The organism is Prevotella sp. P4-51 (assembly GCF_002251455.1).
Taxonomy (GTDB): domain Bacteria; phylum Bacteroidota; class Bacteroidia; order Bacteroidales; family Bacteroidaceae; genus Prevotella.
Genome location: NZ_NPJM01000040.1, coordinates 91353 through 109210, shown reverse-complemented (window position 1 = coordinate 109210; position 17858 = coordinate 91353). Strand labels below are relative to the sequence as shown.

General features: G+C 40.3%; 16 protein-coding genes. 9 read left to right on the top strand and 7 right to left on the bottom strand.

Annotation, left to right across the window (positions count from 1 at the left end; genetic code table 11):
• Window positions 1-3 precede the first annotated feature (3 nt).
• The 5 genes from CIK94_RS05355 to CIK94_RS05335 are packed head-to-tail and all read left to right on the top strand — an operon-like array spanning window position 4 to window position 4309.
• A complete protein-coding gene (locus tag CIK94_RS05355) occupies window positions 4-582 on the top strand; it encodes a glycoside hydrolase family 15 (RefSeq protein ID WP_094421728.1) in 579 nt (192 codons plus the stop codon).
• Between the two features lie 12 nt (window positions 583-594).
• On the top strand, window positions 595-1698 hold the full coding sequence (locus tag CIK94_RS05350) for a DUF262 domain-containing protein (protein WP_094421726.1): 1104 nt from the start codon (window positions 595-597) through the stop codon (window positions 1696-1698).
• A gap of 5 nt (window positions 1699-1703) precedes the next feature.
• Window positions 1704-2672 carry a protein kinase gene (locus tag CIK94_RS05345; protein WP_094421724.1) on the top strand — a complete coding sequence of 323 codons (969 nt, stop codon included), beginning with the start codon at window positions 1704-1706 and terminating at the stop codon, window positions 2670-2672.
• A gap of 9 nt (window positions 2673-2681) precedes the next feature.
• Window positions 2682-3260 carry a hypothetical protein gene (locus tag CIK94_RS14010; protein ID WP_144008309.1) on the top strand — a complete coding sequence of 193 codons (579 nt, stop codon included), beginning with the start codon at window positions 2682-2684 and terminating at the stop codon, window positions 3258-3260.
• 20 nt (window positions 3261-3280) lie between these two features.
• Window positions 3281-4309: a virulence RhuM family protein gene (locus CIK94_RS05335; RefSeq protein ID WP_094421720.1), complete on the top strand. Its 1029-nt coding sequence runs from the start codon at window positions 3281-3283 to the stop codon at window positions 4307-4309.
• A gap of 48 nt (window positions 4310-4357) precedes the next feature.
• Here CIK94_RS05335 and CIK94_RS05330 read toward each other — a convergent pair whose 3' ends face one another.
• From CIK94_RS05330 to CIK94_RS05295, 7 genes are all read right to left on the bottom strand, one after another.
• On the bottom strand, window positions 4358-4912 hold the full coding sequence (locus CIK94_RS05330) for a hypothetical protein (RefSeq protein WP_229095134.1): 555 nt from the start codon (window positions 4910-4912) through the stop codon (window positions 4358-4360).
• Between the two features lie 29 nt (window positions 4913-4941).
• Window positions 4942-6165: a relaxase/mobilization nuclease domain-containing protein gene (locus tag CIK94_RS05325; protein ID WP_094421718.1), complete on the bottom strand. Its 1224-nt coding sequence runs from the start codon at window positions 6163-6165 to the stop codon at window positions 4942-4944.
• Window positions 6166-6179: 14 nt separating this feature from the next.
• On the bottom strand, window positions 6180-6551 hold the full coding sequence (locus tag CIK94_RS05320; RefSeq protein ID WP_094421716.1) for an antitoxin ParD: 372 nt from the start codon (window positions 6549-6551) through the stop codon (window positions 6180-6182).
• A gap of 358 nt (window positions 6552-6909) precedes the next feature.
• Window positions 6910-8304, bottom strand: coding sequence for a virulence-associated E family protein (locus CIK94_RS05315; protein WP_094421714.1), 1395 nt, complete (start codon window positions 8302-8304; stop codon window positions 6910-6912).
• 1 nt (window position 8305) lies between these two features.
• Complete coding sequence (locus tag CIK94_RS05310) at window positions 8306-8626, bottom strand: DUF3853 family protein (protein ID WP_094421712.1); 321 nt, start codon at window positions 8624-8626, stop codon at window positions 8306-8308.
• Between the two features lie 182 nt (window positions 8627-8808).
• Complete coding sequence (locus tag CIK94_RS05300) at window positions 8809-10038, bottom strand: hypothetical protein (RefSeq protein ID WP_094421708.1); 1230 nt, start codon at window positions 10036-10038, stop codon at window positions 8809-8811.
• Window positions 10039-10053: 15 nt separating this feature from the next.
• Window positions 10054-11550 carry a phage integrase SAM-like domain-containing protein gene (locus tag CIK94_RS05295; protein ID WP_171033844.1) on the bottom strand — a complete coding sequence of 499 codons (1497 nt, stop codon included), beginning with the start codon at window positions 11548-11550 and terminating at the stop codon, window positions 10054-10056.
• A 668-nt stretch (window positions 11551-12218) separates the two neighbouring features.
• Between CIK94_RS05295 and CIK94_RS05290 the strand changes: the two genes are divergently transcribed.
• The 4 genes from CIK94_RS05290 to CIK94_RS05275 all read left to right on the top strand — a co-directional run bounded on the left by CIK94_RS05290 (window position 12219) and on the right by CIK94_RS05275 (window position 17858).
• A complete protein-coding gene (locus CIK94_RS05290; RefSeq protein WP_094421758.1) occupies window positions 12219-13475 on the top strand; it encodes an ATP-binding protein in 1257 nt (418 codons plus the stop codon).
• Window positions 13476-14258: 783 nt separating this feature from the next.
• Window positions 14259-15596, top strand: a complete 1338-nt coding sequence (gene ltrA, locus CIK94_RS05285) for a group II intron reverse transcriptase/maturase (protein WP_094421704.1) — start codon at window positions 14259-14261, stop codon at window positions 15594-15596.
• Between the two features lie 670 nt (window positions 15597-16266).
• Window positions 16267-16611, top strand: coding sequence for a zinc ribbon domain-containing protein (locus CIK94_RS05280; RefSeq protein ID WP_216821928.1), 345 nt, complete (start codon window positions 16267-16269; stop codon window positions 16609-16611).
• An 8-nt stretch (window positions 16612-16619) separates the two neighbouring features.
• The gene (locus CIK94_RS05275) at window positions 16620-17858 is read left to right on the top strand and encodes a hypothetical protein (RefSeq protein ID WP_144008308.1); all 1239 of its coding nucleotides are present in this window, start codon (window positions 16620-16622) and stop codon (window positions 17856-17858) included.

Sequence of the window (17858 nt, the reverse complement as noted above, 5' to 3'; positions counted from 1 at the left end):
AATATGGAATCATTATATGAACTGTGGGGTAAGCGCAATCCTGAGTGGGAAGAGCGTTATCAAGACTCCGTCATAAGCGTGTTCTCAGACTATGGTAAAGGTGTTAACCAATATCAAGACGTTAGAGGAAAGATATATGGTGCAGGCTACGAGGTATTCATTCTGGCCTTCTTCATCGGCTTGTATAGTAACAAGACGAAGCCATTAGTAGAGGACCGGGCTAAAAGGAAACACTTTGGCTGGGCCATCTCTAACTGGGGTACAGGCGAGTCGCGCCTTGGTCGTACTCAATATCCTCGCTTGCGTGAATACATGTTTGCCGCCTTGGTGGCTCGTACCGATGTTGATTATTTAGCGTTGGACAAAGGAGAAATTACACCTCGAAAGGTGGTAGATGAGCTCATCACTAAGATGGAGGAATATGCTAACTATGGATTTGACTTCATGCAGGAAAAAATGGAGCAAGACCCTAATTATTTCTTCAAAGAAACTGCTTTTCTCCGTGTATTTACGGCCTTCCTATCTCAGCCAGAAAATGAATGTGAGGACGAGAATGATAATGAACCGGAATCGTTGGACTAAAAAGTAATAATTATGAAATATCAAATTAAAGAAATTACAATCTCACAACTAATTGAGTGGATAAAAAGAGACCAAATAAATCTCCATCCCCCATATCAAAGAAATTTCATCTGGTCATCTAAAGACCAGAAGTTATTGATTGATTCTATCTTAAAGGGATACCCTTTGCCTAATTTCTTTATCTATAAAAAGGATGATGGCAGATATGATATGGTTGATGGTCAACAACGAGCAACAACTATTAGTAAATATGTAAAAGGAGAGTTCTCTAATTCCGCAAAAGAGTATTATAAAGACATAGACAAAGAAAAGTTTATGTCATATATTCTCAATGTTACAGAATTGTATGACATTGACTCTGCAAATGGCGAATCACTTGAAGATTTTTACAGTCTTGTGAATAAGCGTGGGGTACATCTCAATCCGGCAGAAGTCAATAAAGCCCAATATCATGACGCGCCATTTATGATACTTGTAAACGAGTTGATGGATTTACAGGGCTTATCGGATTTGGATATATTTTCAATAAAGACGGTTCAGCGTATGAATGACAGAAGTCTGATTGAGGAACTCGTGGCATATTTGTTTAAGGGAGGAATTACAGATAAAAGAAAGGCTGTTGATGAACTGCTGGAGTCAACTCTTGAGAACGCAAAGGTGGAACAAGTACGCGAACAGTTTAAGACAGTTTTAGACGCTTTATGTAAATTGAATGAAATTAAGCCTATAAAAGACACGAGGTTTAAGCAAAGGAATGATTTCTACACATTGTTCTGCTTTGTAGCAAAACACATAGAACTTTCACAGGAAGTATTGAACGAACAATACAAATTCCTTTCATTCGTAGATGACAAAGAATATATTAGACCAACAAATGATGATTGTGAGACTTTCAAAGAATATGCTTATCACTGTGTCACTCAGTCAAATTCTAAGACGGCAAGGATGACGAGATTGTCTATATTAGAAGACATACTTATTGTTAAAGATGTTGACGAGAAGTCCCCAAGGCTGTCAGATGTTTGTGAATTCTTAGAGGAAGAATACGATATAGATAACCTGGCGTTTGTTGAAACAGAAGGCTATAATTTGATAGACACCAAACAATTTGATTAAACACCATGGATGTTAAGTGTGACTTTCTTTATAACAAGCAAAATTTGTCTGTTTCAGAGATTCGTACAGAAAATTATCTGAGATTAGATAATGTGGAATATTTCGTCTCTTATCTGAGTTCAGATTATAAGTCTAATAAAGGCGGGAATTCATTTGTTTATGCTTTATATGAAGCCCAAACATACGATGAGGATGCTATCCCTGCAAAAGTTATTAAGATTTCAAAATTCCATGAGTCATATAAGAATGGGAAAATTAGAACAAAGGATAAAAATAAACGATTCAGACAGGAAGTAGCAGCCTTGTATGATTGCAAAAGAAAACATGTCGGGAATGTAATAGATATTGAATCCGATGGTAATCTAATCTGCTGTACTCGAAAAGATGGAGATTATGAAGTATCTTTCCCTTTCTATGTGATGGAGTATGCTGAATTTGATTTAAAAGGTTTCTTAGAAGAAGAAAATGAGGCATATGATGAAGCGTCTCGTGTTGAATTATGCTTGCAAATTGCACAAGGCATAAAAGAGCTGAACGACTTAGGCTATTATCACCGAGACATAAAGCCTGACAATATTTTTATGATTAACGGCACATGGAAGGTCGGAGATTTAGGACTTATACAAATGCGAAACAAACCAAGTCTCGACAGAGAGGGCGAATTGGTCGGTCCGCGTGGTTGGTTATCTCCTGAGGCAATGAATAAATACTTGTCAGAAAATGTTGAAGGTCGAAATTTTGATTGTAATATTGACCATCAGTCTGACTTGTTCCAACTAGCAAAAGTATTTTGGTATATCCTTCAGGGGAATGCACCTATAGGATGTGTTAAAGAATCGGATTTCTTACTCCACAACTCATCACTATACTCTCTAATTAAGCAGATGCTAAACCATTCAAAGAAAAGAAGACCAGCATCAGTTGATATTGTAATCAATGATTTACAAATTATTGTTAACAAATATTACAAGTAAAGATTAAAAATGAGCAAGAGGATATTAGTTTTAATGGCATGTGGACGTTCAGATGAGCCACATGAATGCAATGGTATTTGCGAGCAATCGCAATTGTACGGAATTGAATCGCTATGTAAATGTGTGCGAGACAATGATGAACTGGAACAAATTCTATCAACTAATGCACACTTTGACTATATTTATCTTAGTGCCCATGGTAACTCAGAAGGTTTTGCAAGTGAAGATGGAAATGTTAATATGAGTTGGAAAAATTTAGCAATGCTTCTTTGTAATAGCAAATGTATGAATGAAGATAGTATTTTAATGCTCTCATGCTGCAGAGGAGGATTAATGGAGATTGCGTATGATATTTTTCTCACATGTCAGCAGATTTGTTATGTTCTTGGTCCAAGACAAAGTTTGACATCAGCTGACATGCATATTTGTTTTGGTGTTTTCTTGTATAATGTGGAAATACGAAATATTGATCCTGTTGTGGCTTGCGAAAAGATTAAAAGTGCAACAGATCAGCGCTTTTCTTGTTATGACCGAGAAGAAGAAAGTATTAATCTCATTAATTATAACCAGCTCTGTTATTTTGATTAGTACATAAAAGGAAATCAATAATGGCAAAGAAATTTGAAATACGAAACAGTACGGCAGAGTTCTTGACTTTCGTGGCGGAAGGTAAGGAACAGGGCATTCAGGTGCTATATAAGGAAGAGACGGTATGGGCTACGCAGAAAGCCATGGCCGTGCTTTTTGATTGTTCCGCTGATAACATCGGTTTGCATCTGAAGAACATATATGATACGAATGAATTGAACAAGGAGGCAACTACCGAGAAAATCTCGGTAGTTCAACAAGAAGGTGCGAGAGAGGTTCGGCGCAACACGTTGTTCTATAACCTCGATGCCATCATCTCCGTGGGTTATCGAGTCAACTCCATCCGTGCCACACAGTTCCGCCAATGGTGTACCTATGTTATCCGGCAGTTCTCGCTCCGGGGCTATATCATAGACAAGAAGCGCATGGAGAATGGTTCGTTCATAGGTGAGGACTATTTTGAGCATTTGTTAGCAGAAATACGCGAGATTAGATTGAGTGAACGAAGATTTTACCAAAAGCTCACGGATATATATGCTACAGCTGTTGACTACAATAAGGATGCACCTACCACACGTCTGTTTTATAAAAAAGTTCAGAATAAGATGCATTATGCAGTGCATGGGCATACCGCAGCTGAACTTATAGTAGAAAGAGCCAATGCAGAGAAAGAGCATATGGGACTGACTACTTGGGAAAATGCACCTGATGGTAAAATCGTCAAACCAGATGTAAGTATCGCCAAAAACTATCTAAAACAAGTGGAACTTGAAGATATGGGAAAACTTGTCAACTCTGTACTTGATTTAGCTGAACGTATGGCAAATCGACATATACCCATGACAATGGAAGATTGGGCTAAACGTATTGATATTATTCTTGAAGCTGGAGGTGATGCCGTATTACATGATGCAGGAAAGGTTTCTGCTGAATTTGCCAAAAGTTTCGCAGAATCAGAGTTTGAAAAATATCGTGTGATACAAGATAAATTATTCAGTTCGGATTTTGATAAATTCAATTCTTTACCATTTGATGATATTAAGAATTGACAGTCCAAAGCGGGGGATGAGGTGATTTCAAATCACCCCATCCTCTGCTTACTTGTCTATATATGATGCGACAAGATAAACAATCGAAATGACCGTATAAAGGAAACACGGCAAGAATATCCAAAGCAAAGTCTTTACCCAACCATTTGACAACCACACACCTTCATTCCTTGACATCATATTAGACATATCATAGAAATGGCGAGTGAGAATATCCTTATTCTCCTTTCGGTGGTCTTCAAGAAGTTTGAACTCATCGCCAATGAGTTTCTTTCTGTCATCTGTCAGTTTTTCAATGTCGGCATCATCAACTTTAGCCTTGAATTTTATATCTCTCACTTTGGCAATAAAGCTATCAATGGCTTTTGTAACAGCGTCCGCTTTATCGGTGGCTTTATTCAAGTTATCCTTTACTTCCAGTAAAGAAGATGCAGCCTTTTCAAGTTCTGATTTTGCTGAAGTCAAGCTATTGCCAGCATCCTTGTAGGCTCGCAGTTGTTGGTCAAACTTGTCCGAAGCCTTATCCGTTTCGATATTCTTGTCAATCGAGTTCTCGAAAGAACCGAAATCCATATCTGAGATTTTACTTTTACCTATTGGCATAATGTCAATGTTGTTGGTTAAACATTCGGTTATCTACCATATCCTTGCTTCTTGCGAGGTCTGCACAGGCGATTAGCCATCATAGCGCAACGATGCGCCCAAGACAGTTCATCCTCGTCCTTGTCACGTCCCCAACCAGAGGTTACACCACCTCCGCCACCGCCTGACTGGGCGGCAATGGTTGTGGCTGCATCAATGTATTCAGCAAAGAGAAGAATGGCGGTCTTCTGTACATCGCCAATCTTGGCAAACACATTGTCGCCATCCAAGGCTATATTCTTGTCGATGACATCCAGACAATTCTGAGCAATATCAACAGGGTAATGATGAAACTCGTCCGTATAAAAGTCGAAGTGACATATCTTTGGAATGTTGTCCACAGTGGGTAAGGGATTGGGCACAGTCATAATCTTTGGCTGTTGGCTATTCTTTGTTGGAGTTGAAACTGATTTCTCCAATTCTTGATGATGCAGTTTAGCCCATGTGCATTCAATCTTTGAGGGCATCAGACAGCGACCTTTGCCAAGTTCCGAGGACTTATAAATGGAGTTACCACGCTTGATGGCATATCCACGCACTTGTCCTTTATTGTCGGATTGCAGTTTGACATCATATCCCATTTGCGTGAGGCATTTTGTGTATAGTCCCCAATCAAAGTACGGCATCTTAGCCAAAACGGAAAGACAATCATTGGTTATCGCTTCCTTATTTTGACGGCTTACCTCTTGGGCATCTTTCCATCCACGCTGTTGCCCAACCTTGGCGGCAGCAGCCATCGCTCTCTCGTAGATATAATGGGCATCATTCACGTTGCCCCTTATGTCTATGCGGTTCGCATCAATGTGAAGGTGCATAATACCACTCCTGCTGTCACGGTGAAGTGCAACTACATACTGGCTGTCTTTGAGATTGGTTGCCTTTGCACTTTTACGCTTCGACTTGGCAGAAAGGTCAACCGCATCAAACTCACGGATAAAGTCGTCTGCCAACCTCTGCCAGTCCTCCATTGTCCAACCTTGTGTTTCCTCCGAGGTTGGGGAAACCTCAATACGTATCATGTTCCGTTTGAGCGGATGATAACGGTTCAATCTGTCCTCAAACTTCTTCTGCAAGGCAAGCATTCTTGCCCACATTGCCGTTGGGGAAATATCATCGGGTAAGAGATTGGTCTTTACAATCTCCGCCTTGTACTTATCCACTGAGTAACGTATGGCATTTGCGCCATGACTTATTACCTTTGCTTTTGCTATCATATATGTCGTATGTTCTATTGGGTTAAGTATTTCTCTATCTCAATCATGCGGTTCAAGATTACCTCTGCGCTTGCTCTCCATCGTTTCATAAAGATTTCGCTACGTAGAATGTTCTCACGTTCCGTAAGCGGACGTCCTTTGAGGAAGCCGAACAATTTCTGTATATCCCCCCTGGCATCCGAAAGGCTGTTCAAAGCCTCCATTTCTTTGTCTGTCAAGCGTTGTTTGGGATATTTGCCCTCCAACCGCTTGCGTGCGTATGCACTTGTTGTCAGTCCGCAAAGAGCAGCATATTCCGCTATCTCCTTATGAAACTGTGGCGTAAGCCTTACTATCAGGCGGCTCGTGTATTTCGGTGCTTCCTTTTCTATATTTTTCTTATTCATACCAAGTATTGCTTCTATAAAAGTGTGCAACCCAATGCGAGCTTGCGAGCGTTCAAGAAGTCCATTGGCATACGGACAAACGAAGTGCGTTTGTATGACATTGGTATTTCTTGCATAGCACTGCTATCGGTTTGGTTGTACACCATGATGATTAACTCTCTTTACATATCAAGATTTGTATTGCTGGCGAAAAGAGAAAGTATTGTCCCTTGTCGCCTTTTATTATTGCTCAAACTATTATTATCTTCTTACTTTTTATTCTTTTGGGTTAAACTTTAGGGAAAAGGGACAGATTAAAGAGTATTGCCGATTTTCAAAAGTGATGCGAAGCCTTTCTTTTCTTCCCTTATTTTTTTTATTAAAACGGCAATTCTTCTTGATGTTGAGTTTCCTCTTTCTTTGACATTTGCACTTGAAGTGTGCCAATTCTCACCCAAGGATGTTTGGCTCTTCCCGTCTTGTCGCAATAAGCAGGATGCAATCCTTTAACTTTCTCTTGTTCACACCGTTCCCAACCATCAATCAATGACATAAGTCTGTTGACATATTGCGAAGTGTATTTTGACGGATTGCGTCGAATCAAATCGTTAGGAAGTTCCTCAATAATCTGCCGAGCACACACCATATTGATAGGCTGCATTGCCGTAGGCGTAGGTTCAATGTAAGAGCCTTTCTGATAAGCCAATCGTGCAGGTATAGACCATGAAGAGTAACCCAGTGGTACTTCACGTTCTAAATAAGTTTGGATGTCCTCAAGTATTGGGTCGGTGAGGATATTAGAATGGTTCATCTGTACTTCATTTGCTTTTGCTTCCAATTCTGGACAGAGATACAACTTTGTGTCTTGCCAATAGTAGGTATAAGCCTCTGCCCATAGCTGTGGGACTACTTTCTGTAGTCTTGGCAACCATTCAGACACATGCCCTTTCCCCTTAACTGGAATTATCCACCATCTACGATTACCGTTGTCACCTTGCAGAAAATTGGTTTCGTTGGTTGTCGCCGCAAACACATTGTGTCGCTTGAACTCAATCACTTTGTGTCCGTAGGCTGGACGCATATAATCACTGCATCTACTAAGGAATGCTTTAGCAGCTTCCGCATCATTGGCACGTTTCATGCCGTTCAACTCACTTATTTCAATAATCCATCCGTTTGTAATTGTTTCAACCTTTTCCTTTTCGCCACTTGCAAAAGAGAATGAGTCGTTAAACCATTTTCCGCTTATCGCCTTGAAAAATGTACTTTTGCCTATGCCTTGCGGACCAGGCAATGTAAGCACATTATCAAACTTGCATCCAGGCTCAAACACACGAGCGACAGCTGCAACAAACCACAACTTTGTCTGTTCACGAACAAGGGGTGTGTCCTCAGCTCCCAAATAATCTATGATAGCTCTGGAGATACGAGGCACATAATCCCAATCTTCTTGGAGAATAAAGTCTTGTACAGGGTTGTAACTTCGTTCTGAGGATGTTGTTTTCAATATCTCAAACGCCTTGCTCTGCGTCAGCCGCAGCTTGTATGTCTGCTCCAAGTAATCTTGTATTTTCCCGACCGATTCCTCATCTATCTTTCCGCCATTCACATTCTGAAACCTCTTGCTAAACGAAAAGTCGTCCTGGCAGAAGGTGTCAAACTTAATCTGGCTCAACTCTTCATCATGCGTGAAAATGATTCTGAGGTTGCTGATGGTCTTGGCTACGTTGCCGTTGCTTTCCACCACTAACTTATGCTTCCATTCTTCCTTCATATCATTTTCCGTTTAACTGAATGCATCCTGCTTCTTTAGCCAATGCCAGTGCCAAATCAGCATCTATAACAATCTTCCGACCAATTTGAGTGATGGCTTTGTCTATGACACCACTTTTCTTGATGCGGTTGGCTGTCGGGACACTGCATCCAAATATCCGGGCAATGCCTTCAATACCATAATAGTTTCCTCTGGAAACGGACTGCGCCATGTTGGTGTTATTGCTTTCAATACCTTTAGAAAGAAGGAGGAATAACTCTTCACCAGTCATCATGGCTACTGGTTTTTGTAGGAGTTGGTTGATGTCAATGCTTGTATTCATATTGTTTCTTTTTGTTGATAATACTGTTGTTGAAACTCAACTCATATTTGTAGAATTGATTTCGCTTGCAAAGATAGAAAAGGAGTCTCGGTTTATTGGTCGGTTTACATTTACCTTAAACAAACCAACCATTATGCAACAGCCGTTAACCAAAAAGAAAGCGGATAATTGGATTCCTCCAATCATCCGCAGGTTATAAAATATTCTGTCCAATAGTCTATTAGTTGTTTAGCTTTCTTGTAACTTTTCCCTCGTTGCTGCCCTGTCAAACTCATTTCTTTTATTTCTCCATATCGCTTTTGTGGCACATCATGCCCGAAAGTACATCTTGCAAAACTTTCAATGGCACGATGAAAGGTCATATATTTGACCGATGGTTTTGTTTTCCCAGCTTTAACCAATGCCCAGAGCAGGTATGCAAGACATATATCTTCTTGGTTGTCATGCAAGAAAAGGCGTATGCCTTCTTTTATTTTTTTACAGTCTCCAATGAGAATATCATCTATCGGTTTTATTGTCTTTCTATTGCCTCGCTTCGCTTTTATGCTGTGCATGACATAGGCAATCTCTTTCCATATATCAGGACTATAATCCTTGGAAGCCTTTTCCCATGAAGCTTTTGTCTCCACTCCCATTTCAATACTTTGTCCTGCAAGCATCCTTATGCAACAACCTATTAATACCATTCCATTTTGATCGATGTTATCATTACAAAGGATATTATCAAGTATTTCTGCCATCTTTGTCAATCCATGATCAACAACAACAAAATAATACATGCAATAAGCCAAAGGGTGTTTCTCCTCAATAACCATGTCATATAAGTTTGCCAAAAACTCACCCATAAATGCAACATGAGACAAGAGCAATAGTTGAGCAAAGTATGCTATTCCTTGATATATATTTTCCTTTTCAATATTGCATAACTGCTCACATTCATCAATTATAGCATCAACGGCACTGACAATATTGCTTTTAACATTCGCAGGAAGCCTTCTCCATAAATCCAAAGGCGTGTCAGCACATACCGTAAGACAATCCGGTCTTCTATCTGCCGATACCACCACTTCACCTGTTTCCAAATTGACCGAAAGCCATGAATGTTTTTGGGTCAAACATTCAACTATAACGTTTGTATATTTACCAGCCCACCGAAGTTGCGCATCTATATTTAACCCTTTGTCAAGATTACTCAACCATGCATACAAATCCAAAGCCTCTTGTGGTATACAGTCTTTTGCCAATCTGAACATTTGTTCCAACACAGATATATCACCATGAGCAATAGCATCTATGCGTCTTTTGAAATCAGCATAGGCACTATTGTTTTCCGATACCCAAGAACGAACAATCATGTCTGTATTGTCACGTCTTGTTGTATAGTCTTTAAGCTTCTCTATAAAATTGAACATATATATATCAATGTGTTATGCCAATAACTTTGCAAGCTCTGCCGTTGACAGGTTTGAGAGTTTTGCAAGTAATGCTTCTCTTTCCGTTGACAGCGTTTCTAACTTTAGCAATTTTGTGTTGTTCTCCATCTGAATGTCCAAAGGATAATGCTCAATGTAAATTTGCGTTATGGCATGGTCTGTAACAGCATGTCCCATACTTTCTGAAATGTAATCCATGTCAACACCTGCATTGTGAAGATTGGTGGCAAACGAATGACGACACCATGTACCTGATGGACAAATGGATTTGTCCCAATGCAAAGCCTCATGGCATATCTTTTCCATTCTGTCCTTCACATTAGAGTTCTCTTGTGAGGTATATTTGCGTCGCATTTCCTCTGTTTCTGCGCCTTTCAGTATATCAGGGAACACGAAAGCGCCACGATTGGGCTTGGCTGCAATTTCATTCAAGATATTTTGTAATGGAGCGATAATCGGAATGATAACCTCTGAACCATCTATACTGCGCTCTGCGGTTTTCTTGCGGTTAAATCGGAATGCCTTGCCTCCAGTCTGATAATAATAGTCGCTGTATGTCAGTCGGCCTGCATCTGCCATATTGAAACCATTGCATAGATATTGAACAAGGAATAATCCAAGAGAATAATGTGCTCGTTTAGTATATTCCTCAGACCATTGTGTAGGGTATGATTTCGTCACAAACAGATTGTAAAGTTCAGTCATCTGCTCTACATTGAGATAGCTTTGTCTGCGCTTTGCGCTCTTAGGAATACTTACAAGTCCTTTCTCCTTCTTGTTTGAAAATGGATAAGGAACGTCTTTCAAATAGCCTTCTCTAACACAGCGGTTCCATACTGCACGGCAACAACGAAGATATATTCCAGCGGTGGTATCACTTATCTTTCCTTCAATTTTTCCTCCTTTGCCAATGACACCATCATGCATGCCATCTTTCCATTTCTGAATTTCAGCGGCACTGACATCGAAGCCTTTTACAGTCTCGTCACCAAGTATTTTCTTAAAAGACTTCAAGGAGTATTCGTAGCTTTCTGCGGTAGTGAAGCGAGCGCCATTGTCATTGGTACGCAATTCTCGGATTGTCTGTTCCCATATGCCAATGAAAGATAGTGCCTTCTCTATATTATTTGATGTTTGTACTGTATAAGTATTGCCTTCAACTACAGCTTGACGCACCATTTCATACGTCAATATGCCACCCTTGTTAAGGTTCTCCAACAAATCCTTGTACTTTGTTGCGAATGTATCTCTCCATTCTTTTTGTATGCGATAATTGTCGGATGCACTCTTTGAAGCATTGCAGATGTCTGAAAACTTCTTCTCAGTATAAGAACCACCAACTTGATAATAGAATAGTTTGCGGTCAATAGTAAAACGGACGGCCAGAGGAAACTCGCTTACGTTCTTCCTGTTCGTCCGCGTGTCAAGAACCATAGAAGCTGTGCATGTGCGTTCCTTGACAATGGGCATGGATTTAGTCAACTTAACCATTTCTTTTTATTGCTTCTGTTCAACATACCTCTGCTTTACAGAAATCTTGCGATGTGAGGCATACATACACAAAACACTGTATACAATGATTCGTTTCTGTCTTATATAAGCCAGAAAATGCAAAGTCATTATATACAGCGGTGCCATCTTGTCCTCTTCTGTCGCTGAATGGTAACCGGGCTTCTGCTAATCGGTCTCAACCCCTGAAGTGACTTTCATGTAAGATCTATGTCTATGTGCTTTCCGACTGGCACTCTCCTTACACAACGATTCACGGAATAGAATAACCCTTCTACGAAGGTTAGGCAAACACACTTTCCACAAATAATAAGGAAGAGCACCATTACGGTCATGGCTTGCCCTAAATGCATAGCAATAGCAAAGGTAATGGCTTTTTAATATATTGCCAAATAAATGGAGTTTCTTTGAGGTTGTTTAACTATCATACTTGCTGTAGAAGCATAAATTAAACTTGAAAACGAGTCGTACATTATCTAGAACAAAGTAAAAGTGGCAATATTGCCAAAAATTCCGTGTACATACTATCTTGCACGACTAAAAAATGTCAGAATTGGCATTTTTTAGTCGTGATGGCTTGGCGACATGAATTAAATCTGCTACCTTTGCATTACCAAAAAGTGCCAATATTGGCAAAAATAAGGAATGATATGGAAGAGATAAAAAGAGACAGATATCTTAAGCAGTTGATAGATAGCCAGCAAAACGGCTTTATCAAAGTGATTACCGGAATCCGCAGATGTGGTAAGTCATATCTGCTGAATGTTTTATTCTATCACTATTTGTTGGATAATGGAGTGGCTAAAGACCATATCATCCGCATTGATCTTGAAGACCGTTTGAACAAAGAGCTACGAAATCCTGACACAATGCTCCATTATGTTCACGACAGGATTAAGGATAGTCTGCCGTACTACATCATTATAGATGAAGTGCAACTGATGGATGAGTTCGTGGATGTATTGAACAGTTTCCGTCATATTGATAATGCTGACACATATGTAACAGGCAGTAACTCTCACTTCCTATCATCAGATATACCCACAGAGTTCCGAGGCCGAGGCGAAACGATACATGTGAATCCACTGTCTTTTTCCGAATTCTATTCTGCCATTGGAGGTGATAAACAAGATGCATGGCGTGAATATTACACCTATGGTGGTTTGCCCCTTATCCAGTCATTTGACACAGAGCAGAAGAAAATAGGATATCTTAAAAACTTGTTTGAAACAGTATATCTGGCTGATATTATAGAGAGGCATAAGGTACAGAACGAAGACGAAATGCGCGAGTTGGTGCTCATTATGGCTTCTTCCATTGGCTCGCCATGCAATCCGACAAAACTATCAAACACCTTCAAAAGTGTAAAGAATGTTAATATCTCGAACAAGACCATTTCAAATTATCTCAATTACTTATCTGAATCGTTCCTTCTAAACAAGGCCATCCGCTACGACATAAAAGGTAAGAAATATATCAATACACTCTCCAAATACTATTTCTCAGATATAGGTTTGAGAAATGCCATTCTGGATATGCGCCAACAAGAGGAGACGCATATCATGGAAAACATCATTTACAATGAGCTTATCACACGTGGCTATAGTGTGGATGTCGGAATGGTGGAAATAAAGAAGCAAGACAAAAACGGCAAGTGGGGCCGCATCCAACTGGAGGTGGATTTTATCGCCAGTCTCGGCAGTAAAAAGTACTATGTACAATCAGCCTTGTCAATTCCGGATAGGGAGAAAGAGATACAAGAATCCCGATCACTGATGAGCATAGATGACTCTTTCAAGAAGATTATCATTGTTAAAGACCACATCATGCCCCGTCGAAATGAAGAAGGTATTCTTACAATTGGGCTTTTCGATTTCTTGCTCAAAGAAAACAGTTTGGATTTATAGCCTCTGAATAAAGTGTTTGTGTGGGATAAGAGAATTCTTCCGATTTCTGCGTAAACAATGCGTAAACAAACTGTTTGAGTCATGGATATTCAATGGCATGCCACAAAACATCAAATAGAGATAACTCGTTGATTATCAACAAAAGTTTATAATAACGGAATATCGCGGACTATCATTCTATTGGTCTCATAATCTGGAGGTCACAGGTTCAAGCCCTGGCTGGTCCACCCACAGAATTAAGCACTTACGAGAAATCGCAAGTGCTTTTTTCGTGTGTCGGGCATGACACTAACCTAACTGGTTCAAATCCAGTCGCAGGTATTTATCGCCAAGCGAAGCGAATGGCAAGTCGTTGACAGTAATGTCAAGGATGAAGGAAGCCAATAGCGAGACTATCGAGCCTACGAACAGGAACTTGGTATAAGGCTAAATGGGAAAGGATAAGACTGCGAAACAAGTTGAAGTCCGAATGGTAAACGTATCCCCCAAAACAGTAAACTGAGAGGTTGTGAAGTCGGCAGGTTAGTGCCTTACCCCGAGAGGCCCATCCAGCGTGTCAGCTCACGTGCGATAAAAAGTTTATGGATGGGAGTCAGCTGAGTCCATAGTAGGTGCCTCACCAGTACCGAAGGGACTAATGTATGTATAGTGCAAATCGCTGTAAGCAATGCGTTGATAGTTCGGATGTGAGGTATGACGTATGTGGAAGAACCGTAATCTTTCAAGGTCAGAAGTAACGAGAACGTTTCAACGTAAATTTACAAGCAGAACGAAAAGCAGCAAATGGAATTAGTAAACGAGATTGTAGAAGCAAGGAATTTCTGGGAAGCCTGGATGTCTGTCAGGCGCAACAAAGGTGCTTCCGGCATAGATAAGATGTCGGTAGATGTACTTGACGTGTATATGCCCCTGCATATGGATGCGATAAAGCAATCCATATGCCGAAAGCAATACAAGCCATCCCCCGTAAGACGTGTATTTATCCCCAAGCCCAATGGAAAGCAACGTCCCTTGGGCATCCCTACAGTAGTAGACCGTGTGGTGCAACAGGCGACCGCCCAAGTGCTAAACCGCATCTATGAACCACTGTTTAGTGAGCATAGCTATGGTTTCAGACCGAATCGCAGTTGCCATCAGGCAATCAACCAAGCATTGGACTACTTGAATGCAGGGTATGAGTGGGTAGTGGACTTTGATATAGAAAAGTACTTTGACACGGTCAATCACGACAAGCTAATTTCAATCCTACGTGAGCAGGTCAATGATTCTGCCACTCTCCATCTAATTCGCTCGTTCCTAAAGTCTGGTGTAATGGAGGGAGGTTTTGTCAGTGCGACCACAGAGGGAGTTCCCCAAGGTGGTTGCATATCCCCAATTCTGTCCAACATTTACCTTGACAAGCTCGACAAGGAACTCGAAAGTCGAGAGTTACGTTTTGTCCGTTATGCGGACGACTTTGACATATTTGTCAAGAGCGAAAGGTCAGCGGATAGGGTAATGGCATCAGTGAGTCGTTGGCTCGAATCAAAACTAAGGCTCAAGGTAAGTGCAACGAAGACCAAGGTGGTCAGACCCACAAAGAGTGTATTCTTGGGTTTTACATTTTGGAAAAGCACGAGAGGTTGGGAATGCCGACCTACAGATGCAGCCAAGAAGAAGTTGGAAACCAAGGTGAAGCAAGTTTTAGTTCGCAAGAGAGCAACTGCTCAACCAATGTCTTACATCTTCACAAAATTAAATCAAGTCATAAGAGGATGGGTTAACTATTACCACATAGGTAGTATGGCGACTTATCTCCGAGATGTATTTGGTCCTTGGTTACGCCACAAGGTTAGAGTGGTCATTGTAAAGCAATGGAAGAAATGCAGTACTATCCTCAAGAATCTGCTGAAGATAAAGTCAATCATCAAGAGTAGAATCACGGACGATGCAATTTATCAAGCTTCAATGACAAGGTTGGGTTGGTACCGACAGTGCGGGCTATCCACCATAAACTTCCTCCTCAGCCCCCAAGTATTAGGGTTACCGAGAGTTAACAGGACTGATAAAAGCAAGGGCCGACATGGCTTGGTCGACCCTTATGCCTTGTATCAGAGTTTGCGTTCTCCTATATGTATGTAGCGCCGTATACGAGACCCGTACGTACGGTGCAATGAGAGGTGCTGGGGGTAACTCCCCACATCTACTCTATTGGTTTCTGCGTAAACAATGCGTAAATCAAACTGTTTGAGTTGTTGGATGTTTACGCTGTGATATTTTATGAAACTCCCCATCATTCCATAAGATGTTATATCATGTCTTGTTTTAATATGCGATTGAAGAAATTTGCTTCATTCCAATAAATTTTTCATTGAAACATGATACATTGTCATGCAAAAGCCTTATCTTTGCGATGTCTATACTCATACCGAAAGCCCCGATGGGCAGAGGTTGGGTAGACATATACATAATAAGGCGTAACTGTACGCTTTGGTTTTGACAGTGTAAGAACTTCGCAAACTCTCAACTGCTAGTCAAAAACAAAGCAACGGGAACGCCTCATGGGGTGTATTGTATACAGCCCTTATTGGTTTCGGACGGTTATACTGTTCGTTGTCATTGGGGGATTTATATACTTACATCAACGTGGGGCTTTCGGCGTTGCTCGTTTCGACTGGCAGGGCAATGCGAAGGCCTTTACACTGTGGGACGAGTGACAGGACTGGCTCCACGTTTCTTATTTTTTGTATATCAAACTATTGTATAACGTTTAAATTTCTCCTAAGGAGTCAAAGGAGATATGTTTGGAACTATGAAATGCAAAAACTGTGGAAAAGAAATCCCTGATGATTCTAAGTTTTGTACGTTTTGTGGGGGAAAAATAATCAAACAACAAAGCTTTCTGAAAATGTATTATGCTCAAATAAGAGATGTTTTATTTCTGAGCGTATTTATAGCTATTACTATTGAACTATTGCTAATATTTCTTCAAAATACAGGTGTTTTTTATTCCGCCCCTGTAAGGATAAGTGGTGTAGTTGACGTTAATCTCCAGCAAATCAATGGGTCATCAGACGCTTTTATTTACAAGGAGAAGTGGAACAACTATGATGAAAAATATAGCTCAGAACCAACAATACCAGTAACAGCTAAATAATCATGAAAATGAAATGTATATTATTCTGTGGATTGCTCGCTTTTCTTGTGGCATGCTCCACTGATGAACAGACAGATTTGAATCGATTGAATATAAAAGGCAATGTTGTGAAACTTGAGGTTTCGACACAGACAACAATCCCCATAAGTGAATGGCTGTACACAGATATAGATAAGGTTGATTTCCATCGCAGTATCAGAAATGACGCAGTGTATTCGTTCTGTGGACAAAGCTCAATGACATTTGACAAAGCAGGTAAACTGTCTGAACTTATTGTGTTTGACAATATGGGAAACACGATATATAGAAATCCAGAAATTACACGACCGCTAACATTATATAATCCTATAAATATTAATGTAAATGAGTTGGCTGATGGCTGGAGTTATGAAAATGACAGTATGGGGCGCATCGTGAAACAAAAGAATGAGCATGACGGAAAATTAATCTTTGAGAGGTTTGTAACCTATAACAAAAGAGGCGATATAGATATGATAGTATGCAAATACAATCATCTAAAATTGCAAGCATACGACGAAACGTATACTCCTGCTGACACAACCTTTTTCAAATATACCCAATTTGACGGGGAGGGCAATTGGACAGCGGCAACTATACAAAAGCGTGGTCGGCTGAAAACAGACTCTTACGCAATGAATGTTCGGCGACAACTAACTTACGCCGAGCACGAAAAGCAGAAAGACTTGATTCGCAATTTGCAAAGTTGGAATGAGGGAATAATAAAAAGCATGCCCGTGCATATTAAAATGAAACCATGGTATTTCTTTGGAGATGCCCTCCAACTGGAAATGCCGGAACGCATGCGATTGGAAGAGACTTTGTCTACAAACGAAAATTTGAAAGTCTACAAACTGGACACAGACAGTGGATATTTTTCTATTTCCGTATCAATAGGGCCACAAGACGAAAGTATATATGATGTGACAGATGAAGAGGCGAACAATGCAATGACGTATTCGTTGGCGCAGAGCGGAATCGTCATTCTTAAATGGCAAGGGTTCTCAATAGTAAATGTCAATGGAAAACGTTTTGGCGAAATAAATTACAGCCATTACGCTTCTGGGGGTTTTCTTTCCACAGGCGACCCAGTTGTCGTGAAAATACTGTCGTATCAAGAAAACGGAACAAACGCTTGCGCAAGTATATCATTCGGTTACGACTCGTGTCATGAGAGTTTATACAAGCCTCTTATAGAAAAAATATTATCAACTATAAAAATCAATTAA

Excerpts from the sequence above, each read along its gene's own strand:
- CIK94_RS05275 (WP_144008308.1), top strand. The coding sequence starts at position 16,620 with ATGAAATGTATATTATTCTGTGGATTGCTCGCTTTTCTTGTGGCATGC.
- CIK94_RS05310 (WP_094421712.1), bottom strand. The coding sequence starts at position 8,626 with ATGAATACAAGCATTGACATCAACCAACTCCTACAAAAACCAGTAGCC.
- CIK94_RS05315 (WP_094421714.1), bottom strand. The coding sequence starts at position 8,304 with ATGAAGGAAGAATGGAAGCATAAGTTAGTGGTGGAAAGCAACGGCAAC.
- CIK94_RS05290 (WP_094421758.1), top strand. The coding sequence starts at position 12,219 with ATGGAAGAGATAAAAAGAGACAGATATCTTAAGCAGTTGATAGATAGC.
- CIK94_RS05355 (WP_094421728.1), top strand. The coding sequence starts at position 4 with ATGGAATCATTATATGAACTGTGGGGTAAGCGCAATCCTGAGTGGGAA.
- CIK94_RS05345 (WP_094421724.1), top strand. The coding sequence starts at position 1,704 with ATGGATGTTAAGTGTGACTTTCTTTATAACAAGCAAAATTTGTCTGTT.
- ltrA (WP_094421704.1), top strand. The coding sequence starts at position 14,259 with ATGGAATTAGTAAACGAGATTGTAGAAGCAAGGAATTTCTGGGAAGCC.
- CIK94_RS05320 (WP_094421716.1), bottom strand. The coding sequence starts at position 6,551 with ATGAATAAGAAAAATATAGAAAAGGAAGCACCGAAATACACGAGCCGC.
- CIK94_RS05295 (WP_171033844.1), bottom strand. The coding sequence starts at position 11,550 with ATGGTTAAGTTGACTAAATCCATGCCCATTGTCAAGGAACGCACATGC.
- CIK94_RS05325 (WP_094421718.1), bottom strand. The coding sequence starts at position 6,165 with ATGATAGCAAAAGCAAAGGTAATAAGTCATGGCGCAAATGCCATACGT.
- CIK94_RS05280 (WP_216821928.1), top strand. The coding sequence starts at position 16,267 with ATGAAATGCAAAAACTGTGGAAAAGAAATCCCTGATGATTCTAAGTTT.
- CIK94_RS05300 (WP_094421708.1), bottom strand. The coding sequence starts at position 10,038 with ATGTTCAATTTTATAGAGAAGCTTAAAGACTATACAACAAGACGTGAC.
- CIK94_RS05350 (WP_094421726.1), top strand. The coding sequence starts at position 595 with ATGAAATATCAAATTAAAGAAATTACAATCTCACAACTAATTGAGTGG.
- CIK94_RS14010 (WP_144008309.1), top strand. The coding sequence starts at position 2,682 with ATGAGCAAGAGGATATTAGTTTTAATGGCATGTGGACGTTCAGATGAG.
- CIK94_RS05330 (WP_229095134.1), bottom strand. The coding sequence starts at position 4,912 with ATGCCAATAGGTAAAAGTAAAATCTCAGATATGGATTTCGGTTCTTTC.
- CIK94_RS05335 (WP_094421720.1), top strand. The coding sequence starts at position 3,281 with ATGGCAAAGAAATTTGAAATACGAAACAGTACGGCAGAGTTCTTGACT.